We start from the raw sequence: 25818 nt of genomic DNA on the forward strand, positions 1-25818 counted from the left end.
AGCCGGGGTCCCGCTTCTTTCCCTATCCCAACCCGCAAAGAGAAGCGGGATCCCGGATCAGGTCCGGGATGACGAGTTCAAGGAATATCCTCATGAGCAAACCCAAAGTCCTTATTTCGGACAAGATGGACCCCAACGCCGCGCGTATTTTCGAAGAGCGCGGCTGCGACGTCGATGTGATCACCGGCGAGACGCCCGAAGAGCTGAAGGCGCGTATCGGTGAATATCACGGCCTCGCCATCCGGTCTTCGACCAAGGTCACGCCCGAAATCCTCGATGCGGCGACCAATCTCAAGGTCATCGGCCGCGCCGGCATCGGCGTCGACAACGTCGATATCCCCTATGCAAGCGGCAAGGGCGTGGTGGTGATGAATACGCCATTCGGCAACTCGATCACCACCGCCGAACATGCGATCGCGATGATCATGGCGCTCGCCCGCCAGATACCCGATGCCAATACGCGCACCAAGGCGGGCGAATGGCCCAAGAAGGATTTCATGGGCGTCGAGGTGACGGGCAAGACACTGGGTCTGATAGGCGCGGGCAATATCGGCTCGATCGTCGCGAGCCGTGCACAGGGGCTCAAGATGAAGGTCATCGCTTACGATCCCTTCCTGACCGAGGAACGTGCGATTGAACTCGGCGTCGAGAAAGTCGATCTCGACAATCTGCTGAACCGAGCGGATTTCGTGTCGCTCCACACTCCGCTGACCGATCAAACCCGCAATATCCTGAGCCGAGAGCGGCTCGAGAACGCAAAGCCCGGTATTCGCATCGTCAATTGCGCGCGCGGCGGGCTGATCGATGAGGCGGCGCTAAAGGACTGCCTCGAAAGCGGTCAGGTCGCAGCTGCCGCGCTCGACGTCTTCGCGGAGGAACCTGCGAAGGAAAACCCGCTCTTCGACGCGCCCAATTTCATCTGCACGCCGCATCTGGGTGCCTCGACCACCGAAGCGCAGGTCAATGTCGCGCTGCAGGTGGCCGAGCAGATGAGCGATTACCTCGTCAATGGCGGCGTCACCAATGCGCTCAACATGCCTTCGCTTTCCGCCGAGGAAGCGCCCAAGCTGCGCCCTTACATGGCACTTGCCGAAAAGCTCGGCTCGCTCGTCGGGCAGCTGGCGCACGGCAACCTCACCAAGATCAGCATCGAACGCGAGGGCGCGGCAGCGCAGCTCAACGGCAAACCGATTACCGGCGCGGTGCTGGCAGGCTTCATGCGCCGCTATTCCGACACGGTGAACATGGTCAACGCGCCCTATCTCGCGAAGGAGCGCGGGCTCGACGTGAGCGAAATCCGCCATGAACGCGAGGGCGCGTTCAACACTCTCATCCGCGTGACGGTTGAAACCGATGCCGGGCCGCGATCGGTTGCGGGTACGCTGTTCGGCAGCGAAAAGCCGCGGCTGGTCGAGATTTTCGGTATTGGGATTGAGGCCGATCTCGACGGGCACATGCTCTACATCGTCAACGACGACAAGCCGGGCTTTATCGGCCGCATCGGGACGCTGCTAGGCAGCCACGGGATCAATATCGGCACTTTCAACCTCGGTCGCCGCGATGCGGGCGGGGAAGCGGTGTTGCTCCTGAGCCTCGATGAAGCGCCGGGCGCAGAAGTGATCGCCGAGGCCGAAAAGGTCGAGGGCGTGAAGATGGTGAAGTCGCTCGTCTTTTGATCGAATGGCGGCCTCGGGGCTTGACCCGGGGCCGCTATCCTCACAGGCGCTTGACGCGAAATGACCGACAACACCGATCTCCTGCCTGAAGGTCTCGAAGACCGACTGCCTGCGTCTGCCGCTCGGATCACGACCACGATGCGTGCGTGCCTCGATGTGCTGGGTAGCCACGGATACGATCGGGTGCGCCCGCCGCTGCTCGAATTCGAAGGCTCGCTCGCGCGTCGGATGGAGGGGCTGAAGACGCGCTCGATGTTCCGCTTCGTCGATCCCTCGAGCCTGCGCACGCTGGCACTGAGAAGCGATATCACGCCGCAGATCGGCCGAATCGCCTCGACCAGTATGGCGGATGCGCCGCGCCCGCTGCGCCTCGCCTATTGCGGCGACACCGCGCTGATCCGCGCAAGCCAGCTCGATCCTGCGCGCGAGCGATTGCAGCTTGGAGCCGAGCTGATCGGTGCGGACACGGCTGCAGCGGCTGGCGAAATCGTCGCCCTCTCGGTTCGCGCGCTGCAGGTGGCAGGCTTGACCGGCATCTCGGTCGATTTCACGCTGCCCGACCTCGTCGATACGCTTGCTGAAAAGGCCCTGCCGCTCGAACCGGATCAGGTCGAGGCGGTTCGCCGCGAACTCGACACCAAGGATGCAGGCGGCTTGAAAGCTGCAGGCGGCGAAGCCTATTTACAGCTACTCTACGCTACCGGACCGTTCGAAGAAGCGATGGCGAACATGCGCGATATCGACGCGGGCGGGGCCTTGAAGAGTCGTCTGGATGCCCTCGAGGTGATCGCCGCGCGGATCGGCGACTCCGCGCGCATCACTCTCGATCCGTCCGAACGGCACGGATTCGAATATCAGAGCTGGTTCGGATTCACGCTTTATGCAAACGACGTACGGGGCGCTGCAGGGCGGGGCGGAACATACCGCATCGGCGGCTCGGATGAGGCGGCGACCGGTTTTTCGCTCTATGTCGATGCTATCGCTGAGGCCGCACAGGGGGCGGAGAGCCCGCGGACTGTCTACCTTCCGCTCGGCTTTTCAGAAAGCAAGGCAAGGCGTCTCCGGTCCGAGGGCTGGCGTACAATCGAGCAGCTTTCGCCTGACGAGGATCCGGCGGCACTTGGCTGCACCCATGTGCTTGCCGATGGTGAGGCGAGGCCGCTCTAGCCGAAGACGCGCGCTAGGAACGCGTCGATAGCCGCAGTCTGCTCGGCCCCCGCTTCCATTCCGATTTCGCGGTTCATCCGGCCATGATCGGTGCCGGAAATCGAAACGGCTTCGGCTTGAGCTCCTGCGGATACCAGTCGTTCGACGAGCAGCTCCGACTGGTAATTCGATCGCGCGCGCTCGGCGACGTAGAGCGCCAGCCAGTTGGGAGCGTCCGGCCCGCCGACATGCGTGACGGGCGAGAGCGCTGCATGACGCGCGACGTCGTCTCCGAAAACGTTCTGGTACAGCCCCGCCGCGCGCGGCTCGGCATTCGCCATGCTGCTCGTGATCTCGTAGCCCGCGCCATCGAGCAAGATCACACCTCGGATCGCGCCGAAGGCGTCGCCAGCGAACTTGGGGTCGGTAGAAACGAGCGCGGCAAGGTGAGCGCCCGCACTATGGCCCATCAAGACGATGCGGTCAGGGTCGAAGCCAATCGACGAAGCCTGACCGCGTAATGCCTGGATTGCAGCACCAATATCCGCTGCCTGATCTTCCACCGGAGCATCCGGCATCAGCCGGTATCCGGTGGAGGCGAAGTAGTAGTTGCTGGCAGTGAAGTGGGCGGGCTTCGACTGGACGAGTTTGTGATTGCCGAAGGACCAGCCGCCGCCGTGGATGTGAAGCACCAGCGGCAGGGGATCGACCGCTCCTGCAGGTTCGTACACGTCGACCTGCTGACGACGGTGATTGCCGTAGAGCACGGTCCGGTCGGGACTGACCACTGCTTGCGGGACCGCTCCGCCCTTTTCGCTCCGTTCGCCGCGCTGGCCGCCGCGCTGCTCGATGCGCTGCCGGACTTCGCTGGCGCACCTGTCCGAAAGCTGCGCGTATTTTTCTTGCAGGCAGGCACGGATTTTCGAGCGGTCGCGCCCGCATAGCTCGACGATTTCGCGCACGCATTCGCGTGACGGACGGTCGCGTTGCTGGGCCAGGATAGGGGTTCCAATCAGCGCCGCTCCCAGGCCGATGGCGACCAGTTTGGACAGCCGTTTCAAACGATTTCTCCTCGTCATGCCCCCGTAGAACGCTGGTCTCGCGCGAACCCTTCGTTCGGCAAAGCAAATCCTTGTCGCAAATTGTAATTCTGCGCCTTGCCCTCCCACGCCCGAGCGCCTAGGCCCCGCGCGGGTTTTCTCCGGCATAGAAAGCGTAATTGATGGCCAACGTTACGGTGATCGGCGCCCAGTGGGGCGATGAGGGCAAGGGCAAGATCGTCGATTGGCTGGCAAGCCGCGCCGATGCGGTCGTGCGCTTTCAGGGCGGGCACAATGCCGGCCATACGCTCGTTATCGACGGGACGACCTACAAGCTCTCGCTGCTCCCTTCGGGCATCGTGTCGGGCACGCTGTCGATGATCGGCAATGGCGTGGTGCTCGATCCGTGGGCGCTGCGCGACGAGGTGGAGAAGCTCGAAAGCCAGGGCGTGCGCGTCAATGACGACAATCTCGCGATTGCCGACAATTGCCCGCTCATCCTGCCGATGCACCGCGATCTCGATGCCCTTCGCGAAACCGCGGCGGGCAAGGGCAAGATCGGCACGACCGGGCGCGGGATCGGCCCTGCCTACGAGGACAAGGTCGGGCGTCGCGCGATCCGGGTGTGCGATCTTGCGCATCTCGACGATCTCGAGGCGCAGCTCGATCGGCTTTGCGCGCATCACGATGCCCTGCGCGCCGGTTTCGATCAGCCCCCGGTGGACCGCGAGGCGCTGCTCGCCGAGTTGCGCGATGTCGCGCCATTCGTGCTGCGGTTCGCGCAGCCGGTGTGGAAGCGGTTGAAAAAGGTGCGCAAGGCAGGCGCGAAGATCCTGTTTGAAGGCGCACAGGGCGTCCTCCTTGATGTCGATCACGGCACCTATCCCTTCGTTACCAGCTCGAACACGGTGAGCGGCACGGCGGCTGCAGGCAGCGGGCTCGGCCCCAATTCGACCGGCTTCGTGCTCGGCATCGTCAAGGCCTACACCACCCGCGTCGGCTCCGGCCCGTTCCCGACCGAACTCGATGACGAGATCGGACAGGGGATCGGCGAGCGCGGCCACGAATTCGGCACGGTCACAGGCCGCCAGCGCCGGGTCGGCTGGTTCGATGCCGTGCTGGTGCGCCAGACCTGCGCGATCAGCGGCGTCACCGGCATCGCGCTCACCAAAATCGATGTGCTCGACGGACTCGAGACGGTGAAAATCTGCACCGGCTACCGCCTCAAGAACAACGTGATGGACTATTTGCCCAGCCACGCCGGCGACCAGGCGGCGGTCGAGCCGATCTACGAAGAGATGGAAGGCTGGAGCGAGAGCACCGCGGGCGCGCGCAGCTTCGCCGATCTGCCGGCCAACGCGATCAAATATATCCAGCGCGTGCAGGAACTGATCGAATGCCCGGTGGCACTGGTTTCGACCAGTCCCGAGCGCGACGATACCATCCTCATGCGCGATCCCTTCGTCGACTGACACCGCTTCGGGTCCCTTTGTGGGACCTTCGCAAAGCCCCGGAATTGTCTGCGCAGCGCGCTCGCGCTACCTTTGCATGCATGAAGCGCCTGGTCGCCCTTTTCCTGTTGCTGTTCGCGGCCGCTTGCGCGGCGCCGCCCAAGCAGGTTGCCGATGCACAGGATCGAGAAATTCAGCGCAGCGCCTCGCGTGCGATTTCCTCACCGGTGGTTCAGCCGCTCCCTCTCACCGCCGATTACCTGATCGTCGATAAATCGGAGCGTTTGCTTGTCGCCTACCGAGACGGCGATCCAATACGCGCCTATCGCGGCATCCGTTTTGGCGATGCGCCTCGCGGACATAAACGTTTCGAGGGCGACGAGCGCACGCCAGAGGGGGTCTACACGATCGACCGACGCAACCCTGAGAGCCGCTTTCACCTCTCGCTCGGCATTTCCTATCCGAATGCCCAGGACCGCGCCTATGCCGCGCAATACGGTCGCTCGCCCGGTGGCGACATCTTCATCCATGGCCAACCGACCGGCTATCGCGGACCGCCGCTGCCGGGCGACTGGACGGACGGCTGCATCGCGCTCTCCAATGCCGAGATCGAGGAGCTTTGGCGGATCGTGCCGAACGGCACGCCGATCGAAATCCGCCCCTAGGACTTGTCCTCTTCAAGCATCGCGATCTGCACCTGCAGGCGCTTTATCTCGCGCAGGACGGTCAGCATATTCATGCGGGCGAACATCCATTCCTTGAGAAAGCCCTGCATGACGAGCAAACCGATGCAGGTGAGGCCCCAGCCGAGGATCGCGTCGGTTCCATCGGCTGTGACAGCGCGGTAGAAACTGTAGGCAAGGCCAAGCCCGATCACGATGGCGATGACGAAGGCAAACCGCGCCCATCCGCCCAGCGGACCGTGCCAGCTATCGCCGATCTGCTGGAACATGCCGCGGTCGGTATCGAGGCTGGCGAGGAAGGCGTGATCGTCGCTTCCAAGCGCTTCAGCGATGCGTGCATCGGTCGGGTTGTTGGTGCTCATTGCAGCTCTCCTTGGGCAAAGTCGGGGTTGAGCGCCGCCTTCAGCTTGCGGCGGGCGTGGAACAGGCGGCTCTTGGCCGTGCCTGTCGGTATGGATTGGACGACGGCGATTTCGGCCAGGGTCAGCCCCTCGACGAAGTGCAGGTGCGCAGCCAGCCGCTGTTCGGGCGGAAGCGAGGCAAAGGCCTCGCCGATGGCGAGCGCTTCTTCCTGGCGGCTGACTTCGGCCTTTTCCGGCGCGGCGTCCGAATGGCTTTCGTAGTCTTTCCGCCGGATCGCCAGACGCAGGTGGTCCGCGCCCCGCCGGTGAAGGATCGCGAAGGCGAAGCTGCGAAATCGTGACGGGTCGCGCAGACCGGGAATCCCTTTCCAGATGCCGATCCAGCATTCCTGCGCGAGATCGCGGGCCAGCTCCGCATCGCCAGTGTAGCGATAGGCCGCGCGGACGAGCCGCTTGTCCCAGCGCGAATGCAACCGATCCAGCGCAGCACGTTCGCCCTGCTGGATCATCACGACGAGCAATTCGTCGAACAAGGCACCGGACAGGGGCGCGGCTGGGCGTGCGGTTTCGGTCATCGCAAAGGTAGTCTCAGCTTTCGCGCAAAAGGTTCAATCCTGCCCGGTATTCAACAGCGATTTGCACCATTTACTTGACCTGATCATGCTTTGTTCTACTCTCGTTCTCATCAATCAGGGAGGCGATTCGATGGCTCAGGCGGATTATTCGAACGGTGATTTCACTTATGAAGCTGCGCGCGATCCTGCGGGACTTCCCGCGAGGGTGGCGGTTTTTGCCGACCGCGATGGCGTCCGCTCCCAGATTGCCGAGGACTGCGTGGCTGCTGGTTTTCGCAGTCTGGATGGCGGCAATGTCGCTGACCTGCTCGAAGGGCCGATTACGATCCTCGGCGATGTTGTGATGGTCGATTGCCCGGTGGTCGATGCGAGGCGGCTGGCGGCGCTCGCGCGGCTTGATATGCGCGTCGCGCGCTCGGACGCTCATCTCATCGTTGCAACCTCGCTCGAAGCGCTGGACGATGTCTTTGCCGCCTTCGATCAATCGCAGCCGCAGATTCTCGTCGAACCCAGTCGCGCCGAACGCATGGTCGCGGTTGGCCGTGTGCTTGCAGTGCCGCGCCGGTCGCGGGTTGCGGAGATGGCCGAGGAAGACCGGCTCGCATTGCTGCGGTTGTCGCAGCAGGTGGATACGATCGCGCAAGAGCTCGACCGGATGTCGCTGCACAGCTCCGGTTCCGGACAGCAGCGGCTCAGCGATTTCAAGCAGGACTGGCGACCAGCGAGCGGACCCGCGGGGCGCGCTCCGGTTGGCGGCGCACAATCACACCCGCTCCCCGATCCGCAGCACGTTCGGCGCCTTATCGCGGCACGCCAGGCCCGCGCGAAGTTCTTCGAGGGAGAGCTTTTCGCTGATCCCGCTTGGGACATGCTGCTCGATCTCACGGCCGCCCACGCAGAGCATCAGCGCGTTTCGGTTACTTCCCTGTGCATTGCATCAGGAGTGCCTGCGACCACAGCGCTGCGCTGGATAAAACAGCTGGTGGAAAGCGGCGTGTTCGAACGGATTGCCGATCCTTCGGACAAGCGCCGTGCATTCATTGCCCTGAGCGCGAACTCTCTCGAGGCGATGAGCCGCTACTTCACCGAAGTGGAACAGCCGCTCGCGTACGCGGCCTAGAATTGCGTCCGGCGCAAGACCACGGTGAGGCGGTTCGTCTCGGCCATGGTTTCGGCCTTGAGGCACGATGCAACCTCTCCGTCTGCTCGCGCTTTGCGACAGGCTTCGATATCGCACGTCCAGCGTTCCGCATCGGCGCGGGCGCGTGCGAGAATGGCGGGCGGGATAGCGCCATCGACGCAGACAGCATCCGCCTCTCCCAGGAGGCGCGCCTGACGGATGGTGAGATCTTCGGGATCGTCACTGGTAAGCGCGAATTCTTCCACGCGCGCATTCGGTTCGATGTTCTCGTCTCTCACCCAGTCGCGAACCCGCTCATGCGAAGCCGGATCGAGCGGATCGAGCGTGCCGCCTTCTCTCATAGCAGTGTCGATCGCTCTTCGCCGGTCGCCGCCATCGGGGTAACGATCGCGCAATTCGGGCCTCGCATCGAACAAGGCGCGGGCGAGTTTCCCGAGGCTTTCGGGTAGTATCCGTTCGAGCCGCAATCGAACGTGCTTCGCCAGCCCGGCCGACGCGCCACCGGTTCCGATCGCGATCAGCAGCGGATTGCGATCGAGGATGCTCGGCGTTGTGAAATCGCACAGATCGGGCCGGTCGACCACATTCACCAGCATTCCCGCACAACGCAGGTTTATGGCTGCCGTTTCGCAGGCCTTGGGATCATCATATGCGACGAATGCAATCCGCACGCCTTCATCCACCGCGCGCTGCAAATCGTCGACCACGATCCCGCCCGCGCGCGTTACCAGTCTCCGCTTGGGCTCCGCCGCAGCCCCTTCGCCAAGAACGAGCACCTGTTGGCCCTTTATGCGATGGAACAGCGGAAGGCTTTCCAGTTCGCTCATGCGAGGAAGTCGGGCACGCGCTCCGCGTCCATGATTGCGCCCGCATCGATCCGGTCGGCGACAACCGCAAACTTGTCGCCATCGACCAGCACTTCGGCGACGAAGCCGCGCGAATTGTAGGACGATGCCATGGTCGCGCCATAGGCTCCGGCGGTGCGGAAAACGGCGAGATCGCCGCCTTCTAGCCGGTCGCATTCGCGTCCCATCGCAAAGGTGTCGCCCGTCTCGCAGATCGGACCGACAATGTTCGCGGTCATGCTTTCGCCCGATGGTTCGACGGCTTCGAAATGATGATACGCGCCATAGAGGGCAGGGCGGGCGAGGTCATTCATCGCCGCATCGACGATAACGAACGGATTGTTGAGCCCGCGCTTTACGCGCACCACGCGGGTCAACAGCACGCCGGCATTGCCGGCAATCACGCGCCCCGGTTCGAAGATCAGCGAAACGCCCCAATCCTTCGTCACCCGCGCGACCATTTCGCCATACTCTGCAGGCGATGGCAGAACATCGCCCTTGCGATAGGGCACGCCTAGCCCACCGCCGAGATCGACATGTGTGATCGTGTGCCCCGCACCGCGGAGCGACGTGACGAGCGCACCCAGTTTTTCGAACGCCCGCTCGAGCGGCGCCAGTTCGCCCAGCTGACTGCCGATATGCACCGCGACTCCGCGCAGGTTCACGCTGTCATGGGCGGCGAGCTTGCCGAAGATCTGCCCCGCCTGGTCGATCGGTACGCCGAACTTGTTGTCCGCCTTTCCGGTCGAAATCTTGTCATGTGTCCCCGCATCGACATCGGGATTTATGCGCAGAGCGCACTGCGCCTTGAGGCCCATGTCGGCGGCGATTTCGGCGAGTTCGATGCCTTCTTCCTCGCTTTCTATATTGAACTGGCCAATCCCCGCTTCGAGCCCGGCGCGAAGCTCCGCCGCCGTCTTGCCGACGCCGGAGAACACGATCTTTTCGGGCGCAATGCCTGCCGCCAGCGCGCGGCGCATCTCGCCGACTGAAACGCAATCCGCACCATAACCCTGTTTTTGAAGAACTTTCAAAACCGCAAGGTTCGGGTTGGCCTTCACTGCAAATGCGATGAGCTTGTCTGGCACGCCGTCAAGGGCCTCGCGAAACACCCGTGCGTGGCGCTCCAAAGTGGCGCGTGAGTAGACATAGACGGGCGTACCGACTTCCTGCGCGATGCGCGGCAGGGGAACGTCCTCGGCGTGCATCACGCCGTCACGAAGGGCGAAATGGTCCATGGCTTACTCGGGCGGGAGATCGAAAGGATCGTCGGCGCGTTCCTCGGACCGGCGGCGAAGTTCCACGCTGCGTTCGGGCGCCGCGAGCGCATCCAGTTCGAGCAGCTCTTCGGAAGTCGGCTTTTCGGGTGCGCCGTAGGGAGCGACCGGCAGGCTCGCACCCTCTCGCGGTTCGAGCGGTGCGCGGGTGCCGCACGCCGCGAGCGCGAGGCCAAGAGCAAGGCAAACTATCGTGCGCATCATCCATCCAATCCGAGCGCGGCGCGCGCGCGTTTCACCTGTCTACGTACCTCGTCGGGCGCGGTTCCGCCATAGCTCGAACGCGCGGCCACCGAGGCATCTACACTCAAGGCCTCGAATATTCGCTCGTCGATGCGGTCGTCTATCTTCTGCAGATCGGCAAGCGGCAAATCGTCGAGCGCACAGCCGCGGCTTTCGGCGAGCTTCACCGCTGCGCCGGTGATATGATGTGCCTCTCGAAACGGAATGTCGGCTTCGCGAACCAGCCAGTCGGCAAGGTCGGTCGCGGTGGCATATCCCAGCTCGGCCGCCTCGCGCATCCGTTCGGTGTTGAAGGTGCTGTCGGCGATCATTCCTGTCATCGCCGCGATCGAGAGCGCCATCAGTCCGGCCGCCTCGAATACAGGCGGTTTGTCGTCCTGCATGTCTTTCGAATAGGCGAGCGGCAGGCCCTTCATCGTGATCATCAGCGCGGTGTGGCAGCCGATCACTCGCCCCGCATGGCCGCGGACCAGCTCGGCGGCGTCGGGGTTCTTTTTTTGCGGCATGATTGATGAGCCAGTCGAAAGCGCGTCGGGCATCCTCACAAATCCGAAGGGCTGGCTCGCCCAGATGATGAGTTCCTCGGCCAGTCGCGAGAGATGCAATGCTGTGACACTGGCGGCGTACAGATAATCCATCGCGAAATCGCGGTCGGATACGGCATCGAGGGAGTTGGCGGTCGGCCCGTCGAAGCCCAGCGCCTCGCTCGTCATCTCGCGGTCGATGGGAAATCCGGTCCCCGCGAGCGCTGCGCTGCCGAGCGGGCATTCATTGAGCCGCGCGCGGGCATCGGCCAGCCGCGAGCGGTCGCGGCCGAACATCTCGTAATAGGCCATCAGGTGGTGGCCCAGTGTCACCGGCTGCGCGGTCTGGAGGTGGGTGAAGCCCGGCATGATGCTTTCCGCATGTTCCTCGGCGCGGAAGACGAGCTCGTTCTGCAATGCCTCGAGCCCGTGATCCATCTGGTCAATTGCATCGCGCACCCACATGCGGAAATCGGTCGCGACCTGGTCGTTGCGGCTGCGCGCGGTGTGGAGGCGTCCAGCGACCGGGCCGATAAGCTCGGCGAGCCGCGCCTCGGTGGTCATGTGAATGTCCTCGAGGTCCCAGTCCTCTGGCACGCCTGCCATCTCGTATTCCGAAGCGATCCTGTCGAGCCCTTCGGAAATCGCCTTTGCGTCCTCTTCGCTGACGATCCCCTGCCTCGCGAGCATTGCCACGTGGGCCTGGCTACCGGCGATATCCTGACGCCAAAGCGCCTTGTCGAACGGAATCGAAGCGTTGATTTCGCGCATGATCGCGCTAGGTCCGTCGGCGAACCTGCCGCCCCACATTGCATTGGAGGCCTGGTTTGATCTGTCTGAGGAGTCGCTCATGAACCGGACTTTGCTCGTTCTCGCTGCGGCCGCGCTGGCCCTTGCAGGCTGCGATAGTGCGACCGAAGATTTATCGCAACGGGCGGAAGACGCTATCGGGCCGAGCACCACTCCACCTGCTCCGCCGCCGCTTCCTGGTCAGATCGTGCGGTTCAGGGCGGGTACGGAGCTACCGCAAATGACCTTCAGCGATCCGTCCGGGGCAACGCTCGATACCGCCGAACTCAAGGGCAAGCCGGTTCTGCTCAATTTGTGGGCGACATGGTGCGCGCCCTGCGTGATCGAGATGCCGACGCTCGATGCGCTTGCCAGCGAGATGGGCGACGAGGTGAAGGTGCTGACCATCAGTCAGGACATGCGCGGCGCCGATGTGGTCGAGCCGTTTTTCGCTCAGCGCAACTTTGCCAATCTCGAACAATGGCTCGACGAGGATGCGAAGCTGGGCGAGGCGCTCAACGAAAGCGGGTTGATGCCGCTCACGATCCTGTTCGATGCCGAGGGGAAGGAGCTCTTCCGCGTCTCGGGCGGTTACGAATGGGATTCGGAAGAGGCGATGGCGGCGATAAGGGAAGCTATCAAAGGATAGAGGGTGCCGTGGGCGATGACAGGCTCGAACTGCCGACCCTCTCGGTGTAAACGAGATGCTCTACCAACTGAGCTAATCGCCCCACGGCCAGGCGACGCTTGTCGCGTCGCGGTGAGGGCTATCTAGCGCCAAAAAGTTCAAAATCAATTGCGCATGTGGTGTAAATCGCGCCGCGTTGTTATTTGCGCGCCATGAAATCGCCAAGCATCCTTGTCCTCGCAACCGGCGGCACGATCGCCGGTGCTGCGGATTCGGCCACCCGCCACGATTATCGCCCGGGGCAGATCGGCATCGAGGAGTTTCTCGAACGGGTCGAGGAACTCGGCATCGAGGCGCGGCTGACGGGTAAGCAGATCGCCAATATCGGATCGGAGGACATCACGCCCGCCATCTGGCACGATCTTCACACCTGCGCGAGCGCCGCGTTGGCCGATCCGGAATGCAGCGGCGTTGTCATCACTCACGGCACCGACACCGTGGAGGAAACCGCCTTCCTGCTCGACTTGACGCTGCCGACGACAAAGCCGGTGGTCCTGGTCGGTGCGATGCGGCCGATAACCGCGGTCGGATATGACGGGCTGCGCAATTTCGCCAATGCTGTACGGGTCGTGAGCGATCCCGAGGCTGCGGGCAGGGGGGTGCTTGTCGTGATGGGGGACCGGGTTTTCGCCGCGCGAGACGTCCGCAAGTCCCGGACCCGCGGCACCGATGCCTTTTCCGGCTTCCCACGCGATGCGGTCGGCCTTGTTACACCGAGCGCGCTCGACTGGTTCGGCGCGCCCTGGCGGGTGGCGGGCGAGGCGCGATCCCCGTTCCGCACCGACCTGCCCGACGTGCCGGTGCTGTTCGTCCATGCCGCGATGACACCCGATTATGTCGACCGGCTTGTAACCCGCGAAACGCGCGGCGTCGTGGTGTGCGGGGTGGGCGAGGGGAACATGCCCGAACCGGTGCGGAAAAGGCTTGTCGAGCTCGCCCGCAAGGGGCTGCGCGTCGTGCGCTCGACCCGCCTTGCCGAGGGATTGGTGGACCGCGAGCCAGAGGACGACGAAAACGGCTTTGTCGCCGGGCGCGCCCTCGGCCCGGCCAAGGCCCGGATCCTGCTCCAGATGCTGATCGCGAACGGGATCACCGATCCCGGCGAAATCCAGACTGCATTCGATAAGCCCTAGCTCTTACACGCGCCCTCCGGCGTGCGAAATCCTCGCTCACGCGATCGAAGATCGCATCGCTGCGAGCGCGCTTGCAGGTGGCCTTCGGCCAGCTTCGTCTTCGACTTCGCTTCCGCGCTTGCGGCTGCTGCGCAGCCGGGATCCAATTATTCCCAGGGCGTCACGAGATATTTCTCGCCGGTCTTCATCTGGCGATAGTCGGTGATCGCTTCCTTGGTCAGCATCTCTTCGAGATTGACCTTGGTCTTGTAATGCGATGCAAATGTGGTCGTGAGGTTCTGCTGCACGCGGGTGCGCATCTTCACCACCGTCTCCATCCCGACCTTTTGCAGGAACGGCGTGAGCAGCCAGCCCTGCACGCACCATTGCAGGCCGTAGCTCGGCGTGAGGATGGTCGGCGACAAGTCGAGCCGACCATACATGTACATCTTCTTGTCCTGGTTCGATCCGTAGCGCGAATATTCCTCCATCTGGCTGGCCGCGACCTGTTCCATGGCTTTCAACACGTGGTCCGTGTTCTGCCCGCCGCCGATGGGATCGAAGCCGAGAAACGCGCCCGTTTCGCTGATCGCTGCGCGCAGCTGCGCCATGTAATCGTCATCCGACGAGTTCACGACCCATTTGGCGCCGAGTCCCTTGAGCAGATCGACATGTTCCTGCTTGCGCACGACATTGACGAGCTTCAACCCGTCTTCGAGACAGATCTTGTTGAGCATCTGACCCAGGTTCGAGGCCGCGGCGAGATGCACGATAGCGTCGTGGCCTTCCATCCGTGCGGTTTCGACAAATCCAAGCGCGGTCATGGGGTTCACGAAGCTCGAAGCGCCCGTTTCCGCATCGTGATCGCCCAGCGGCAGGCACATCATTGCGTCAGCAATCGCGTATTGGCTGAACGCGTTACCCGGCACGCAGGCGACACGCTGGCCCATAAGTGCCTTTGCCATGTCGCTGTCTCCGGTCGCAACCACCGTGCCTGCGCCCTCGTTTCCGGCGGGCAGGCGTTGTCCGTGGCGGCCCTTCTGACCCGAAAGAAACGGTTCTGGCATGTCGGCCACGACTTTGCCGGGCGAATATTCGGCATTGTCGAAATCAGCAGCGCTGGTGAGGATCGCGAGGTCGGACGGGTTGATCGGCGCGGCCTCCATCTTGACCAGCACCTGGTTGCCGGTGGGCTCGGGAAAGGTCACGTCCTCGATCTCGAGCGTCAGTTTCCCGTCTTCGGTGAGGGTTGTGAAAAGCTGCTTTCCGGTCGTTGTCATTGCTGTGTCTCTCCTGATTCGGGATAAATCGCCTCGACGAAGTACAGGCCGTGGGGCGGGGCGTTAAGGCCCAATTGCGCCCGGTCGCGCGCTTCGAGCGCCTTGCCGACCTGTTCCTCCTCCCATGTCCCCTGGCCGACGAGCTTGAGGCAGCCGACCATCGAGCGGACCTGGTGGTGGAGGAAGCTGCGCGCTTCGGCTTGAATGTGGATTTCGGGGCCGAACAGCCCCTCGGCGCGCACCACGTCGAGCCGGTCGAGCGTCTTCACCGGGTCTTTCGCCTGGCAATGGACCGAGCGGAAAGTGGTGAAGTCGTGCCGCCCGACCAGCGCCTGCGCGGCGCGGTGCATGGCATCGACATCGAGCTTTTGCGCAACCTGCCAGGCACGGTCCCTGGCGAGCGCGAGCGGGGCGCGGCGGTTGACGATGCGGTAGAGATAGCGCCTGCCGATGCACGAGAAACGCGCGTGCCAATCGTCGCTGACGGCGCGGCACCGGTTGATCGCGATCGGATCGGGGCGCAGATGTGCGTTCAGCGCCTCCATCAGGCGGAATGGGGCGATGTCCTTTTCGAGGTCGACATGGCTCACCATCGCGATGGCGTGGACGCCGGTATCGGTGCGGCCCGAGGAATGGAGGCGTGCATCTTCGCCCGTGACCTTGTTGAGAGCCTCTTCGATCGACTGCTGCACGCTCGGCCCGTGCGCCTGCCGCTGGAGACCCTGAAACGGGGTGCCATCGAATTCGTAGGTGAGCGCGAAGCGGGTCAATCGACGCTAACTCCGGATTCTATGGGATATCCGCGAAGGAATTCCTCGCGGCTCATCGCCGGCTTGCCCGCGCGTTGCAGGCGGATCGGGCGCAGCGCGCCGCTGCCGCAGGCGATGGAAAGGCCGCTGTCGAGCACTTCGCCCGGCTCGCCGCTGCCCTCGACCGCCTCCGCCCGCAGCACTTTTACGCGCTCGCCTGCAAGCTCGAACCAAGCTCCGGGAAAGGGCGAGAGGCCGTGGACATGCCGCACCAGTTCGCCTGCCGGGAGCGACCAGTCGATCCGCGCCTCGGCCTTGTCGATCTTGGGCGCGTAAGTCGCCGCCGCATCCTCCTGCGGCTGCGGGGCATAGCCATCGAGGTTCGCCAGCACCTCGACCATCGCGCCTGCGCCCAGCTCGGCAAGCTCGGCGGTGAGGTCGCCGGTGGTCTTGTCGGCAATCGGCGTGCGCACGATGTGCAGCATCGGGCCGGTATCGAGCCCTGCCTCCATCTGCATTATCGTGACCCCCGTTTCCTCGTCCCCCGCCATGATCGCGCGGTGGATCGGTGCCGCGCCCCGCCAGCGCGGCAGGATCGAGGCATGGATGTTGAGGCAGCCGTGTTTGGGCGCATCGAGAACCGGCTGCGGCAGGATCAGGCCATAGGCAGCGACCACCGCCACGTCTGCGTCGAGCGCAGCGAATTCCGCCTGCGCCTCTTCGTTTCGCAGCGACCGGGGCGAACGCACAGGGATGCCGAGTTCCTCCGCTTTCGCCTGCACCGGGGAAGGGCGCAGCTTCTTGCCCCGGCCCGCCGGGCGTGGCGGCTGGGTGTAAACGCAGGCGATTTCATGCCCGGCTTCATGCAGCGCGACGAGCGCGGGCACCGCAAAATCGGGCGTTCCCATGAAGATTGTCCGCAGTTTTGGGCGCATGAGTGCTGCGTAGGCCTTTCTCGAAAGTCAGCCAGCCCCTATCTCTCCACCCATGGCATCGCAAGAGATCGAAGCGCTCTCCGGAGCGCTCGCCCGGTTGCCGGGCCTCGGGCCGCGCTCGGCGCGGCGTGCGGTGCTGTGGCTGGTGAAGAACCGCGAACAGGCGTTGCCCGCATTGCTCGAAGCATTGGACGCCGTGTCCGAGACGCTGGTGGAATGTTCGACATGTGGCAATGTCGACACGCGCGATCCTTGCGGCATCTGCACCGATCCCCGGCGCGATGCGAAATCGCTTTGCGTGGTCGAGGATGTCGCCGATGTCTGGGCGCTCGACCGCGCGCGGCTGTTCCAGGGGCGCTACCACGTGCTTGGCGGCAAGCTCTCCGCACTCGACGGCGTCGGCCCGGAGGACCTCAACGTGGCCTCGCTGCTCGACCGGGTCGAAACCGGCGAGGTGGATGAGGTAGTGCTCGCCATGAACGCCACGCTCGAAGGGCAGACCACCGCGCATTACCTCGCCGAGCGGCTGGAGCCGTTCAATCTGCGGATCACCCAGCTCGCGCACGGCCTGCCCGTAGGCGGCGAACTCGACTATCTCGACGAAGGAACATTGGCGCAGGCGCTGAGGGCGAGAAGGCCGGTTTAGTACCAATCGCCTGCCAGCGCGCTATTTCCCGACGTGAATGATCCGCGACTTCGCATTATCGAGCCGCAAATGCTTGACCGCAAGATATTCCGGTGAATTCCAGAATGCATCGCGCGCCGTGGCAGAAGGAAACTCGATCACCGCCAACCGGCCTTCCAGTTCCCTACCTTCGATCACCTGTGACGGATCGAAGGGTGATACCAGGACCCGGCCGCCAAAGCTCTGTATGATCGGCAAAACCGCCTGCAAATAGGCGCGATAGGATCCCATATCGCTCGGCGCGATTTCGGAGACCAGATACGCCTTGGTGGTTGCTTCCGCTGCATCGACCGACGCAGAGCCGGTATCGGCATGAGCTGGAACCGCCAGAACCAGCACCAGCAGCGCTTGAACAATCGAAACGGGCCGCATATTTATTCCTCATGGCTATTCGCGAAATCCTGGAAGTGCCGGACCCCCGGCTCAAGACCGTCTCTGCAAATGTTGAACCCGATGAGTTCAACGACGATCTGCGCAACCTCGTCGCCGATATGTTCGAGACGATGTACGATGCGCCGGGCATCGGTCTTGCGGCAATCCAGGTCGGCGTGCCTAAGCGCGTGCTGGTGATCGACCTCCAGCCCGAAGACCCCGATGCAGAGCCGGTCGAATGCGAGCATGACGGGACGAAGCACACGCATCCGGCGACGAAGAAGGAGCCGCGCGTCTTCATCAATCCCAAGATCGTCGATCCGGCCGAGGAACTTTCGACCTATCAGGAAGGCTGCCTTTCGGTCCCCGAAATCTACGCCGACGTGGATCGCCCGGCGACATGTACGGTGCGCTATCAGGATCTCGACGGGAACCACCACGAAGAGCATCTTGAGGGATTGCTTGCCACGTGCCTCCAGCACGAGATGGACCACCTTGAAGGCATCCTGTTCATCGACCACCTCTCGCGCCTCAAGCGCAACATGGCGCTGAAAAAACTCAAGAAACTTCGTCAGGCGGCGTAACCAGCTCCGAACGCCCTCCGGCGTTTCATTTTCTCGCTCTCACGTCCTGAAGGCCGCCCCGTTATGGGCGGGCGGCAGCCCTTGCGGCTCGGCGGTGCCGAGCCGGATCGAGCGCGTCTATGCCTCTTTCTTCATTACCGCGACCGCTGCATTCACGTCGCGGATGACTTCCTCGCAGATCTGCACGCATCGCCTGCAATGCCGGTCGTCATGCATTGCGCACATATCGCGGCACTGTTCGCACGCCACGATCGTCGCGAGACCGATGGCCCGGATCGCGAGCACGTTCTCGCCCGTCCGGCGCGAGCCCATGCGATAAAAGGCGGTGCAGGCGTCCGACGCATCGAGACAGCGGCGGATGCATTCGGCGCGCTCCTTCGCATCGGCCTCGGCAAGACAGGCATCGGCGCAGGAATTGATGATCGCGGCGGCATACATTGCGTGTTTGACCGCCTCGCCGAGCTCCTTGGTGTAGTCCTCACCCACATCGGGGTGGTCCTGGATCATTTCCTTGATCGACATCGCGTTTTCTCCCTTCTTGCTGGTGCAGCGAACAGGGCTGGGGATTGGTTCCGGATTGGCGGTAATTGCCGCTTGGCGCGCATTGTCGTTCCGTCTATGTTCCAGCTATGGATGGAAATGTTCTGATTGCAATCGTCGCCATGATCGCGCTGCTGACGGGCGGCGCGATCGGTTGGTTTCTGGGTTCGAAGCCCGCTGCCGATTTGCGCGAACGGCTCGATGCGCGCGAGGTCGAGTTCAAGGCCGCAATCGCCGAACTGGGTGAGGCGAAGATCGATCTGTCCGCCGCGCGGGAGAGGGCGGGGCGCGCGGATGCCTTGGCTGCGGAACTGGACAAGTTGCGCGAGGAGAATGCTGCATTCAGGGCCGAGCGGGCCGGCTTTGCCGAACAGAAGCGTTTGCTCGAGGAATCGCGCGACAAGCTGCTCAAGGAGTTCGAGAATACCGGCTCAAAGGTGCTTGAAGCAGCGCGCGAGAAATTTGCCGCAGAAGCGAGTAAGCGGCTTGGTGATGCCGAGGCGCAGAACAAGGAAGCGGTCGCGGGTCTGTTGAAGCCTGTCAGCGAGCGGTTGGAGAAGTACGAGAAACAGGTCGAAACACTCGAAAACCAGCGCAAGGACGCTTTCGGGCAGCTTCATGGCCTTATCCAGTCGATGCGCGAGGGGCAGGAACAGGTGCGGCGCGAAGCGCAAAGGCTCGGCAATTCGCTCACCAACGCTCCCAAAGCGCGCGGGCGTTGGGGCGAGCAGCAATTGAAGAACCTGCTAGAACAGGTCGGTCTTGCCCAGCACACCGATTTCGAGCTCGAATCCTCGATCGATACGGAAGACGGTCGGCTGCGGCCTGACGCCATCGTTCGCATTCCAGGTGGGAAAGTGCTGGTAATCGATGCCAAGGTTTCGCTGAACGCCTATCAGGCCGCGTTTGAGGCCGATGACGACGAGGCGCGTGATGCCGCACTTGCCGACCATGTCCGCTCGATGCGCAATCACGTGCAGCAACTGGGCGCGAAAGCCTACCAGTCTCAGTTCGAGGAAGCGCCCGATTATGTCGTGATGTTCGTGCCGGGCGAGCATTTCGTCGCCGCCGCGCTCGAACACGATCCGACGCTGTGGGATTTCGCGTTCGAGCGGCGCGTGCTGCTCGCCACCCCGACCAATCTCGTCGCCATTGCGCGCACCGTCGCGCAGGTCTGGCGGCAGGACGGGCTCGCAAAAGAAGCGCAGGAAATCGGCCGCATGGGGGCGGAATTGTACGAACGGCTGAGCGTTGCCGCGAGCCACCTTAAACGCGTCGGCGGAGGGCTGGAAACCGCGGTCAACAATTACAACAAGTTCGTCGGCAGTTTCGAACGCAACGTGCTCTCGTCGGGCAAGCGGCTCGCGGAAAAAGGGATCGAGATCGGCAAGCGCGAAATCGAGGATGTGCCGCTGGTCGAATCCGCTCCGCGCTACACCGCGCAGGATGCGGACGAGGTCGATGCGATCGAGGACAAGCGCGATGCGGCGGAGTAGAGAACGACTTTCCTACTCGCAATCCCGCTGTCACGCTGCGCGCGGTTCTTTCTGATTGTCCGCCACCATTCGCAACCGAGTTGGAGAAGTGTCAACTTCGCCGTCTTGAATTAAGCTTCTGATTTAACGATATTAAAATCCGAAGCCGGCGCTTGACACCCTGTCAATTTTGTCAACTTCGCCGGTCAAGCGCGTCAAGCACTTCATAGGCCAGCACCGCGCCTGCCACCGCCGCGTTGAGGCTGTCCGCGCGCCCCTTCATCGGCATGGTCACGCGCAGGTCGCATTCGGCTTCGTAGGTTTCGGGCAGGCCTTGCGATTCGTTGCCGACGAGGATGAAGCATGGTGCCTCGTATGCGGCCCCGCGATAAGGCACTGCATCGCGCAGGCTCGCCGCGACGAGCTGGCCCGATCCACTGCGGAGCCACGGGAGAAACTCCTCCCACCGCGCTTGCGCGAGCCCTTGCGTGAACACCGCGCCCATGCTGGCGCGCACGGCTTCCGCGCTGAAAGGGTCGGCGCAGTCGTCGATCAGGATCAACCCGCCGGCCCCCACGGCATCTCCGGTGCGCAGCATGGTCCCGAGATTACCAGGATCGCGTAGTGCCTGCGCCACAAGCCAGATCGACGCGCCAGAGCGGTCGAGTTGGTTCAACGAGGTATCCCATTCGTCGAACACCCCCGCGACGCTTTGCGGGTTCGACTTGCCGGTGATCTTGGAGAGGATGTCGGGCGTTGTCTCGATCACCTCTCCGCCTGCCGTCTCGATCTCGGCTTCCAGCCGCTCGATCAGCGGATGGGGATCGCGCCCGCTCGCGAGCACCAATTGGCGCGGCAAGCGGCCACCCGCCCGCGCATCTTCGAGAAGCCGCAGACCTTCGACCAGAAACTGGCCTGCGCGCTTGCGATGCTTCTTGTCCCTAAGCGACCGCAGGTACTTGACCGTCGGGTTGGAGAATCCGGTGATTTGCCTGCGCACGGGGCGATCGCCCTATTCTTCGCCGAAGCCGTCTTCGATCAGGCTCACGAGATCGTTCAGCACTTCTTCCGCGTTCTCGCCCGACACGATGATATCGACACTATCGCCTTTCGCAGCGCCGAGCATCATAAGGCCAAGGATCGATCCGCCGGCAGCCTCGTTTCCGTCCTTCGCGACGCGCACGTTCACACCTTCGGGCAGCGCCGCGACGGCACCGACGAATTTGGCGCTGGCCCTTGCATGCAGGCCGCGTTTGTTGACGATGGTAACGTTTCTGCGCAGCTCGCTCATCGACGCCATCTCAGCCCTCTGCGGTCTTCTTGCCCGCGTCTTCGCCGAGCAGTTCGCTGGCGACCGTAATGTAGTTCTTCCCGGCCTGCTGCGCCGCCTCTACCGCTTCCTGCACGTCCATGCTTTTGCGCGCGCCCGCAAGCCTGATGAGCATCGGCAGGTTGATCCCTGCGATAACCTCGACCTGGCCCGCTTCGAGCAGCGAGATGGCGAGGTTCGAAGGCGTGCCGCCGAACAGGTCGGTGAGTACGATCACGCCCTTCCCGACATCGACCGACTGGATGGCTTTTGCGATTTCTTCGCGGCGCTGTTCCATATCGTCATTCGGGCCGATGCAAACGGTCGCGATGCCCGACTGCGCGCCGACGACGTGTTCCATCGCTTCGACAAACTGGTCCGCGAGGCGGCCGTGGGTGACCAGGATCAAACCAATCATTTTGGAAGTGTGCGTCTCTTACTTTCCTGGCGCCGACCGATTCAACGCAGCGCCGCGTTCGATCTCGTCAGCAGCGCGCGAGCCCAAATTGCGATGGCGGACAGTGGGCGAAAATCCGGCGTCACGCAAGCCTTGGGCCATGCGTTCGGCGGTGAAGACCGAGCGGTGTCTCCCCCCGGTACAACCGAACGCAATGTGGACATAGCTCTTGCCCTGGGCCTGATAGCGCGGAAGCAGGGTTAGCAGCAGATCGCGGATTTGCTCGAACGCGGTTGAAAAGGCGGGATCTTTCTCGATGTGTTCGCCCACAGCCGCGTCCAGTCCGGTAAGCTCTCGCAAACCTTCGATCCAGTGCGGATTATCTAGGAATCGCATGTCGAAAACGAGGTCGGCGAGGGGCGGCATACCGCGCGCGAAACCGAAGCTCGAGATGGTGAGCGTCATCTCGCCGTCGCCGGATATCTCGAACAGGTCGCGGATCTGGTTTTGGAGGTCGTTGGTCGAAAGGTCGCTGGTGTCGATGACGATGTCGGCCGCGCGCCTCAACGGATCGAGGAGCTCGCGCTCCGCCCCAATTCCTTCGAGCAGCGGCCGACCTTGTGACATCGGGTGGCGGCGGCGGGTTTCGTTATAGCGCCGCTCGAGCTCGGTGTCGGCGCAGTCGATGAACATGAAGCTGACCGACAGATCGTTGCGATCTGCAAGCTGTTTCAGCAGTGCGATGATGTCCGAAGGGACGAAGCCGCGGGTTCGCGAATCGAATCCGATGGCGAGAGGGCCGCGCGTATCATCGACATGCTCGTCCGACGGGGCAACGAGCCGGTCGAGAAGGCGCACCGGAAAATTGTCTATGGTCTCCCAGCCAAGGTCTTCGAGCACATCGAGAGCGGTGGACTTGCCCGCGCCGGAAAGTCCGGTGACCACCAGCAGTCGCTGCGGCTCGACGTTCGAAAAGAGCGGGGAGGAGCTCATGTTGCCTGTTTTGCGGGAACGGGCGCGTTTGGGAAGCGCGTTTTTTACAGACCTGTGTGATTGTCGCAGGCTAGGCCATGCGAAGTCCATGGACATTCAACGCTGCCTTGGCCCTTGCGACCGGCGCGATTGTTCCCGGTTCGAACGGCAAAACGGGTATGTCGACACCGAGTACGGTCCGCGAGGCAAGCGCTTCAGGCAAGCGTATTGGAATGCCATCAAGAATGAGGATAAGGGCCAGCGGGGTCGGCTCTGCGACTGGATGTTCGACTATGCCGACACCGTGCACTTCGATCAGGCTGGTAATGTTCGGGGGAGGACTGGCAAAAATGCGCTCGCCGCGGCGATCGAGCGTCACACCGTCGTCTCCGATGAGCTCGGCACCGCGTTCGATCAGCCCGAGCGCAAGCGATGATTTCCCACTGCCGGGAGGGCCTTCGATGACCAGAGCGCGCCCATCGATCGCGACCGCGCTCGCTTGCAAGATCGTGGATTCGTGCTCCGTCACGCGGCCGGCAAGCGCAGGCGTATGCAGGCGCCCTGTGCCCCATCGCTGCGCGCCTCAGCGACGAGCGAGCCATCATGCGCCTCTGCAATCGCACGCGCAATCGCCAGGCCAAGGCCGGAATGGTTGCCGAAATCCTCTTGCTCGGGGCGCACCGAGTGAAAGCGGTGGAAGACCTTTTCGCGCGATTCCTCCGGGATACCCGGACCGGAATCGCACACGGTGACGGATACGCAGGCACCGTCATTTTCGACCAGCACTTCGATCGGGGCTTCGGGCGGGGAAAACGAAACCGCGTTGTCGAGCAGGTTCTCGATCACCCTCTCCAGCCTTGCGCCGACGCCGAGAACCACCGGCGGTGGTCCGTGTGTCTTGAGTTCGATCCGGTGGTCCTGGTTTTCCGCGCGGTGCTCGCGGCTGCCGATGATCGATCGGACAAGTTCTGCCATGTCGATCCGCTCGCGTGTCGCGCGGCTCATCTCGGAATCGATCCGGCTGGCGTCGGAAATCTCTGTCACGAGCCGATCGATGCGACGTACGTCGTGAATGGCGATCATCTCGAGTTCGCGGCGGGTTTCCTCGTCATTGACCTTGGGCAGCGATTCGATGGCGCTGCGCAGGCTTGCGAGCGGGTTCTTGATCTCGTGCGCCACATCTGCCGCGAAGCTGTCGACCGCATCGATCCGGTGGCGCAGCGCGGCGGTCATGTCGGAAACCGCGCGGGCGAGCAGGCCGATCTCGTCGCTGCGATCGGGCAGGCGAGGAACCTCGACCCCGCGTTCGCGCCCCTGCCGCACCTTCACTGCTGCAGTCGCGAGTTCACGGAGTGGCGTCACGATCGTACGTGCGAGATACAGCGACAGCATCGCCGAGGCGAAAAGGATCAGTAGAACCGCCGTTACCAGCGTAGTGCGCGCGGCGCGCACAGTGGCGGTGATGTCGACCGCATTGCGCACGGTCAGCAATGTCGCGCCGTTGAGGCCGACCGGTGCGGCGGCGGTGATCACCGGCGTCCCGTCAGCCCAGTCGTATAGCGTTACCTGGCTCACACCCTGCTCGCGCGCACGCACGAGTTCTGGCCAGGCATCGGCCGTCTTGGCCTCGCGCGGGACATAGTCGGTCACCGGCTCTGCTGCGACGATGGTGTCCACGGTGCGATCGAGCCAGCGGGCGAACCGTTGGTCCCAGGTGTCGTCGGAAATGTCGTCGAAGGTGAAGCTGGGTTCGTCGAGTTCGAAACTGTCGGCCCACAGGCGCCCTTCGGCATCGAACATGCGCAGTCGCATGCCCTGTTCCTTTCCAATCTGGACGAGCAGCGCCTCCTGCCTCTCGCGGCTCGCGCCCGCGAGTGCTTCCGCGGTGATCTGCGCTTCGATGCGTGCAAGCTTGAAACGTTCGTTGATGAGCTGCGTACGGTAGCTGTCGAGGTAAAACAATCCGCCGCCCAGCAGCAGGAGCGGCAGCATGTTTACGAGCAGGATGCGCGCCGTGAGCGAGAATCTGCCCGTGGTGCTCAGCGTTTCCCCGCTGGAAAGCTGGGGCGCATCGTCAGCCGTGTTCGAGCCAGAAGGTTCAGCCATCGTTGAACGAATAACCTGCGCCGTAGAGCGTTTCTATCGCGCCGAATTCGGGATCGACGCTACGGAATTTGCGCCGCATCCGCTTGATGTGGCTGTCGACCGTGCGATCGTCGACGAAAATGTCATCGGGATAAGCCGCGTCCATCAGCTGGTTGCGGCTCTTGATCACGCCCGGTCGCGCAGCGAGCGCCTCAAGGATCAGGAATTCCGTTACAGTAAGGCTCACCGGTTTGCCGTCCCACGTGACATGATGGCGCGCCGGATCCATTTCGAGCCTTCCGCGTGCGATGCCGTGTTGACCCGCTTCACTTTCTCCGGCTTCGCTTGCATGCTCTCGCGCGGGATCGGCGCGGCGCAGGATCGCACGGATGCGCGCGATAAGCAGGCGCTGGCTGAAAGGTTTGGCGATGTAGTCGTCGGCGCCGAGTTCGAGACCCGCCTCTTCGTCGGCTTCATCGTCTTTGCTGGTCAGGAAGATAACCGGCAGCGCAACGTGTTCGCGCACGCGCTTCAGCAATTCCATTCCGTCCATTTTCGGCATCTTGATATCGAATACGCCGAGCGCGGGCGGGTTCTCGATAAGCGCTTTCAAGGCAGTCTCGCCATCGGAGTAGAGGCGGGTGACGAATCCCTCGGCCTGGAGCGCGATCGAAACGGTAGTAAGGATGTTGCGATCGTCGTCGACCAGCGCGATTTCCGCAGCGTCTTCGCTTGCGGGAGGATCGCCTTGTGGCTCGTTCATATTCTCTCCTCCAGGCGCGATTTGCGCGTCGTGGCAGGGTTAGCGGCTAAAACGCGGCAAAACAACGCGCTGCACTCAACCTTTCGGCGCGGGGACGATACCTCTCAAGTGCAATTGCAA

29 protein-coding genes and 1 tRNA gene are annotated in these 25818 nt (G+C 63.1%); 10 read left to right on the forward strand and 20 right to left on the reverse strand.

What is annotated here, in order from left to right:
• Positions 1 to 92 precede the first annotated feature (92 nt).
• On the forward strand, positions 93 to 1676 hold the full coding sequence (gene serA, locus FIU90_RS06045; protein WP_152433964.1) for a phosphoglycerate dehydrogenase: 1584 nt from the start codon (positions 93 to 95) through the stop codon (positions 1674 to 1676).
• A gap of 60 nt (positions 1677 to 1736) precedes the next feature.
• Positions 1737 to 2843, forward strand: a complete 1107-nt coding sequence (locus FIU90_RS06050) for an ATP phosphoribosyltransferase regulatory subunit (protein ID WP_152433965.1) — start codon at positions 1737 to 1739, stop codon at positions 2841 to 2843.
• Here the strand turns inward: FIU90_RS06050 and FIU90_RS06055 are convergent.
• On the reverse strand, positions 2840 to 3883 hold the full coding sequence (locus FIU90_RS06055) for an alpha/beta hydrolase (protein ID WP_172970195.1): 1044 nt from the start codon (positions 3881 to 3883) through the stop codon (positions 2840 to 2842). The two genes, FIU90_RS06050 and FIU90_RS06055, sit on opposite strands and share 4 nt — an antisense overlap.
• Positions 3884 to 4044: 161 nt before the next feature.
• Here FIU90_RS06055 and FIU90_RS06060 point away from each other — a divergent pair, with 161 nt between their 5' ends.
• A complete protein-coding gene (locus tag FIU90_RS06060; protein ID WP_152433967.1) occupies positions 4045 to 5334 on the forward strand; it encodes an adenylosuccinate synthase in 1290 nt (429 codons plus the stop codon).
• An 80-nt stretch (positions 5335 to 5414) separates the two neighbouring features.
• Complete coding sequence (locus FIU90_RS06065) at positions 5415 to 5978, forward strand: murein L,D-transpeptidase family protein (RefSeq protein WP_152433968.1); 564 nt, start codon at positions 5415 to 5417, stop codon at positions 5976 to 5978.
• On the opposite strand, the gene FIU90_RS06070 is transcribed toward FIU90_RS06065, so the two are convergent.
• Positions 5975 to 6358 (reverse strand): DUF6768 family protein, encoded by a 384-nt coding sequence (locus FIU90_RS06070; protein ID WP_152433969.1) that lies wholly within the window; start codon positions 6356 to 6358, stop codon positions 5975 to 5977. The two genes, FIU90_RS06065 and FIU90_RS06070, sit on opposite strands and share 4 nt — an antisense overlap.
• Positions 6355 to 6933, reverse strand: a complete 579-nt coding sequence (locus FIU90_RS06075; RefSeq protein ID WP_152433970.1) for an RNA polymerase sigma factor — start codon at positions 6931 to 6933, stop codon at positions 6355 to 6357. The genes FIU90_RS06070 and FIU90_RS06075 overlap by 4 nt, the downstream gene beginning before the upstream one ends.
• A 130-nt stretch (positions 6934 to 7063) precedes the next feature.
• Between FIU90_RS06075 and FIU90_RS06080 the strand changes: the two genes are divergently transcribed.
• Positions 7064 to 8053, forward strand: coding sequence for a MarR family transcriptional regulator (locus tag FIU90_RS06080; protein ID WP_172970196.1), 990 nt, complete (start codon positions 7064 to 7066; stop codon positions 8051 to 8053).
• Here the strand turns inward: FIU90_RS06080 and FIU90_RS06085 are convergent.
• Genes FIU90_RS06085 through argH form a run of 4 tightly spaced genes read right to left on the reverse strand, consistent with a single transcriptional unit; the run spans position 8050 to position 11773 of the window.
• On the reverse strand, positions 8050 to 8901 hold the full coding sequence (locus FIU90_RS06085; protein ID WP_152433972.1) for a bifunctional precorrin-2 dehydrogenase/sirohydrochlorin ferrochelatase: 852 nt from the start codon (positions 8899 to 8901) through the stop codon (positions 8050 to 8052). The genes FIU90_RS06080 and FIU90_RS06085 overlap by 4 nt on opposite strands.
• Entirely contained in the window at positions 8898 to 10157 is a 1260-nt protein-coding gene (lysA, locus tag FIU90_RS06090) for a diaminopimelate decarboxylase (RefSeq protein WP_152433973.1), read from the reverse strand. Before lysA ends, FIU90_RS06085 begins: the two co-directional genes overlap by 4 nt.
• A gap of 3 nt (positions 10158 to 10160) precedes the next feature.
• The gene (locus tag FIU90_RS06095) at positions 10161 to 10397 is read right to left on the reverse strand and encodes a lipoprotein (protein WP_370515198.1); all 237 of its coding nucleotides are present in this window, start codon (positions 10395 to 10397) and stop codon (positions 10161 to 10163) included.
• Entirely contained in the window at positions 10397 to 11773 is a 1377-nt protein-coding gene (gene argH, locus FIU90_RS06100; RefSeq protein WP_152435723.1) for an argininosuccinate lyase, read from the reverse strand. Before argH ends, FIU90_RS06095 begins: the two co-directional genes overlap by 1 nt.
• Before the next feature lie 40 nt (positions 11774 to 11813).
• Between argH and FIU90_RS06105 the strand changes: the two genes are divergently transcribed.
• Positions 11814 to 12401, forward strand: a complete 588-nt coding sequence (locus FIU90_RS06105; protein WP_152433975.1) for a TlpA disulfide reductase family protein — start codon at positions 11814 to 11816, stop codon at positions 12399 to 12401.
• A 9-nt stretch (positions 12402 to 12410) separates the two neighbouring features.
• Here the strand turns inward: FIU90_RS06105 and FIU90_RS06110 are convergent.
• Positions 12411 to 12483: transfer RNA gene (locus FIU90_RS06110), tRNA-Val, on the reverse strand.
• A 109-nt stretch (positions 12484 to 12592) separates the two neighbouring features.
• Here FIU90_RS06110 and FIU90_RS06115 point away from each other — a divergent pair.
• Complete coding sequence (locus tag FIU90_RS06115; RefSeq protein ID WP_152433976.1) at positions 12593 to 13573, forward strand: asparaginase; 981 nt, start codon at positions 12593 to 12595, stop codon at positions 13571 to 13573.
• A gap of 146 nt (positions 13574 to 13719) precedes the next feature.
• Here FIU90_RS06115 and FIU90_RS06120 read toward each other — a convergent pair whose 3' ends face one another.
• Genes FIU90_RS06120 through fmt form a run of 3 tightly spaced genes read right to left on the reverse strand, consistent with a single transcriptional unit; the run spans position 13720 to position 16504 of the window.
• Complete coding sequence (locus FIU90_RS06120; protein ID WP_152433977.1) at positions 13720 to 14832, reverse strand: zinc-binding dehydrogenase; 1113 nt, start codon at positions 14830 to 14832, stop codon at positions 13720 to 13722.
• Complete coding sequence (truA, locus tag FIU90_RS06125) at positions 14829 to 15602, reverse strand: tRNA pseudouridine(38-40) synthase TruA (protein WP_152433978.1); 774 nt, start codon at positions 15600 to 15602, stop codon at positions 14829 to 14831. Before truA ends, FIU90_RS06120 begins: the two co-directional genes overlap by 4 nt.
• A complete protein-coding gene (gene fmt / locus FIU90_RS06130; RefSeq protein WP_152435724.1) occupies positions 15599 to 16504 on the reverse strand; it encodes a methionyl-tRNA formyltransferase in 906 nt (301 codons plus the stop codon). The genes truA and fmt overlap by 4 nt, the downstream gene beginning before the upstream one ends.
• 64 nt (positions 16505 to 16568) lie before the next feature.
• Between fmt and recR the strand changes: the two genes are divergently transcribed.
• The gene (gene recR, locus FIU90_RS06135; RefSeq protein WP_152433979.1) at positions 16569 to 17162 is read left to right on the forward strand and encodes a recombination mediator RecR; all 594 of its coding nucleotides are present in this window, start codon (positions 16569 to 16571) and stop codon (positions 17160 to 17162) included.
• Positions 17163 to 17183: 21 nt separating this feature from the next.
• On the opposite strand, the gene FIU90_RS06140 is transcribed toward recR, so the two are convergent.
• Positions 17184 to 17573, reverse strand: a complete 390-nt coding sequence (locus tag FIU90_RS06140) for a DUF1330 domain-containing protein (protein WP_152433980.1) — start codon at positions 17571 to 17573, stop codon at positions 17184 to 17186.
• Between the two features lie 11 nt (positions 17574 to 17584).
• Between FIU90_RS06140 and def the strand changes: the two genes are divergently transcribed.
• Positions 17585 to 18157, forward strand: coding sequence for a peptide deformylase (def, locus tag FIU90_RS06145; RefSeq protein WP_152433981.1), 573 nt, complete (start codon positions 17585 to 17587; stop codon positions 18155 to 18157).
• A 117-nt stretch (positions 18158 to 18274) separates the two neighbouring features.
• On the opposite strand, the gene FIU90_RS06150 is transcribed toward def, so the two are convergent.
• Positions 18275 to 18679: a four-helix bundle copper-binding protein gene (locus FIU90_RS06150; protein WP_152433982.1), complete on the reverse strand. Its 405-nt coding sequence runs from the start codon at positions 18677 to 18679 to the stop codon at positions 18275 to 18277.
• Positions 18680 to 18786: 107 nt separating this feature from the next.
• Here FIU90_RS06150 and rmuC point away from each other — a divergent pair, with 107 nt between their 5' ends.
• On the forward strand, positions 18787 to 20193 hold the full coding sequence (gene rmuC / locus FIU90_RS06155) for a DNA recombination protein RmuC (protein ID WP_152433983.1): 1407 nt from the start codon (positions 18787 to 18789) through the stop codon (positions 20191 to 20193).
• Positions 20194 to 20365: 172 nt separating this feature from the next.
• On the opposite strand, the gene FIU90_RS06160 is transcribed toward rmuC, so the two are convergent.
• The 7 genes from FIU90_RS06160 to FIU90_RS06190 all read right to left on the reverse strand — a co-directional run bounded on the left by FIU90_RS06160 (position 20366) and on the right by FIU90_RS06190 (position 25698).
• Positions 20366 to 21172, reverse strand: a complete 807-nt coding sequence (locus FIU90_RS06160; protein WP_152433984.1) for an RNA methyltransferase — start codon at positions 21170 to 21172, stop codon at positions 20366 to 20368.
• Between the two features lie 12 nt (positions 21173 to 21184).
• Complete coding sequence (locus tag FIU90_RS06165; protein ID WP_152433985.1) at positions 21185 to 21463, reverse strand: HPr family phosphocarrier protein; 279 nt, start codon at positions 21461 to 21463, stop codon at positions 21185 to 21187.
• 10 nt (positions 21464 to 21473) lie between these two features.
• Positions 21474 to 21899 (reverse strand): PTS sugar transporter subunit IIA, encoded by a 426-nt coding sequence (locus FIU90_RS06170; protein ID WP_152433986.1) that lies wholly within the window; start codon positions 21897 to 21899, stop codon positions 21474 to 21476.
• A gap of 18 nt (positions 21900 to 21917) precedes the next feature.
• Positions 21918 to 22871: an RNase adapter RapZ gene (rapZ, locus tag FIU90_RS06175; protein ID WP_152433987.1), complete on the reverse strand. Its 954-nt coding sequence runs from the start codon at positions 22869 to 22871 to the stop codon at positions 21918 to 21920.
• A 70-nt stretch (positions 22872 to 22941) separates the two neighbouring features.
• Positions 22942 to 23379, reverse strand: coding sequence for an HPr kinase/phosphorylase (locus FIU90_RS06180; RefSeq protein WP_234029648.1), 438 nt, complete (start codon positions 23377 to 23379; stop codon positions 22942 to 22944).
• Positions 23376 to 24956, reverse strand: a complete 1581-nt coding sequence (locus FIU90_RS06185) for a HAMP domain-containing sensor histidine kinase (protein WP_152433988.1) — start codon at positions 24954 to 24956, stop codon at positions 23376 to 23378. The genes FIU90_RS06180 and FIU90_RS06185 overlap by 4 nt, the downstream gene beginning before the upstream one ends.
• Positions 24949 to 25698 (reverse strand): response regulator transcription factor, encoded by a 750-nt coding sequence (locus FIU90_RS06190; RefSeq protein WP_152433989.1) that lies wholly within the window; start codon positions 25696 to 25698, stop codon positions 24949 to 24951. Before FIU90_RS06190 ends, FIU90_RS06185 begins: the two co-directional genes overlap by 8 nt.
• Positions 25699 to 25818 lie beyond the last annotated feature (120 nt).

It is taken from the genome of Erythrobacter sp. THAF29, from assembly GCF_009363635.1.
Taxonomy (GTDB): domain Bacteria; phylum Pseudomonadota; class Alphaproteobacteria; order Sphingomonadales; family Sphingomonadaceae; genus Erythrobacter.

What these genes read in the sequence shown, in the direction of transcription:
- FIU90_RS06150 (WP_152433982.1), bottom strand. Translation starts at nt 18,679, where the DNA reads ATGTCGATCAAGGAAATGATCCAGGACCACCCCGATGTGGGTGAGGAC.
- FIU90_RS06070 (WP_152433969.1), bottom strand. Translation starts at nt 6,358, where the DNA reads ATGAGCACCAACAACCCGACCGATGCACGCATCGCTGAAGCGCTTGGA.
- FIU90_RS06120 (WP_152433977.1), bottom strand. Translation starts at nt 14,832, where the DNA reads ATGACAACGACCGGAAAGCAGCTTTTCACAACCCTCACCGAAGACGGG.
- lysA (WP_152433973.1), bottom strand. Translation starts at nt 10,157, where the DNA reads ATGGACCATTTCGCCCTTCGTGACGGCGTGATGCACGCCGAGGACGTT.
- recR (WP_152433979.1), top strand. Translation starts at nt 16,569, where the DNA reads ATGGCATCGCAAGAGATCGAAGCGCTCTCCGGAGCGCTCGCCCGGTTG.
- FIU90_RS06050 (WP_152433965.1), top strand. Translation starts at nt 1,737, where the DNA reads ATGACCGACAACACCGATCTCCTGCCTGAAGGTCTCGAAGACCGACTG.
- FIU90_RS06170 (WP_152433986.1), bottom strand. Translation starts at nt 21,899, where the DNA reads ATGATTGGTTTGATCCTGGTCACCCACGGCCGCCTCGCGGACCAGTTT.
- FIU90_RS06080 (WP_172970196.1), top strand. Translation starts at nt 7,064, where the DNA reads ATGGCTCAGGCGGATTATTCGAACGGTGATTTCACTTATGAAGCTGCG.
- FIU90_RS06095 (WP_370515198.1), bottom strand. Translation starts at nt 10,397, where the DNA reads ATGCGCACGATAGTTTGCCTTGCTCTTGGCCTCGCGCTCGCGGCGTGC.
- argH (WP_152435723.1), bottom strand. Translation starts at nt 11,773, where the DNA reads ATGTGGGGCGGCAGGTTCGCCGACGGACCTAGCGCGATCATGCGCGAA.
- FIU90_RS06140 (WP_152433980.1), bottom strand. Translation starts at nt 17,573, where the DNA reads ATGCGGCCCGTTTCGATTGTTCAAGCGCTGCTGGTGCTGGTTCTGGCG.
- FIU90_RS06065 (WP_152433968.1), top strand. Translation starts at nt 5,415, where the DNA reads ATGAAGCGCCTGGTCGCCCTTTTCCTGTTGCTGTTCGCGGCCGCTTGC.
- FIU90_RS06075 (WP_152433970.1), bottom strand. Translation starts at nt 6,933, where the DNA reads ATGACCGAAACCGCACGCCCAGCCGCGCCCCTGTCCGGTGCCTTGTTC.
- rmuC (WP_152433983.1), top strand. Translation starts at nt 18,787, where the DNA reads ATGGATGGAAATGTTCTGATTGCAATCGTCGCCATGATCGCGCTGCTG.
- FIU90_RS06115 (WP_152433976.1), top strand. Translation starts at nt 12,593, where the DNA reads ATGAAATCGCCAAGCATCCTTGTCCTCGCAACCGGCGGCACGATCGCC.
- serA (WP_152433964.1), top strand. Translation starts at nt 93, where the DNA reads ATGAGCAAACCCAAAGTCCTTATTTCGGACAAGATGGACCCCAACGCC.
- FIU90_RS06105 (WP_152433975.1), top strand. Translation starts at nt 11,814, where the DNA reads ATGAACCGGACTTTGCTCGTTCTCGCTGCGGCCGCGCTGGCCCTTGCA.
- FIU90_RS06185 (WP_152433988.1), bottom strand. Translation starts at nt 24,956, where the DNA reads ATGGCTGAACCTTCTGGCTCGAACACGGCTGACGATGCGCCCCAGCTT.
- FIU90_RS06060 (WP_152433967.1), top strand. Translation starts at nt 4,045, where the DNA reads ATGGCCAACGTTACGGTGATCGGCGCCCAGTGGGGCGATGAGGGCAAG.
- rapZ (WP_152433987.1), bottom strand. Translation starts at nt 22,871, where the DNA reads ATGAGCTCCTCCCCGCTCTTTTCGAACGTCGAGCCGCAGCGACTGCTG.
- def (WP_152433981.1), top strand. Translation starts at nt 17,585, where the DNA reads ATGGCTATTCGCGAAATCCTGGAAGTGCCGGACCCCCGGCTCAAGACC.
- FIU90_RS06165 (WP_152433985.1), bottom strand. Translation starts at nt 21,463, where the DNA reads ATGAGCGAGCTGCGCAGAAACGTTACCATCGTCAACAAACGCGGCCTG.
- FIU90_RS06085 (WP_152433972.1), bottom strand. Translation starts at nt 8,901, where the DNA reads ATGAGCGAACTGGAAAGCCTTCCGCTGTTCCATCGCATAAAGGGCCAA.
- FIU90_RS06190 (WP_152433989.1), bottom strand. Translation starts at nt 25,698, where the DNA reads ATGAACGAGCCACAAGGCGATCCTCCCGCAAGCGAAGACGCTGCGGAA.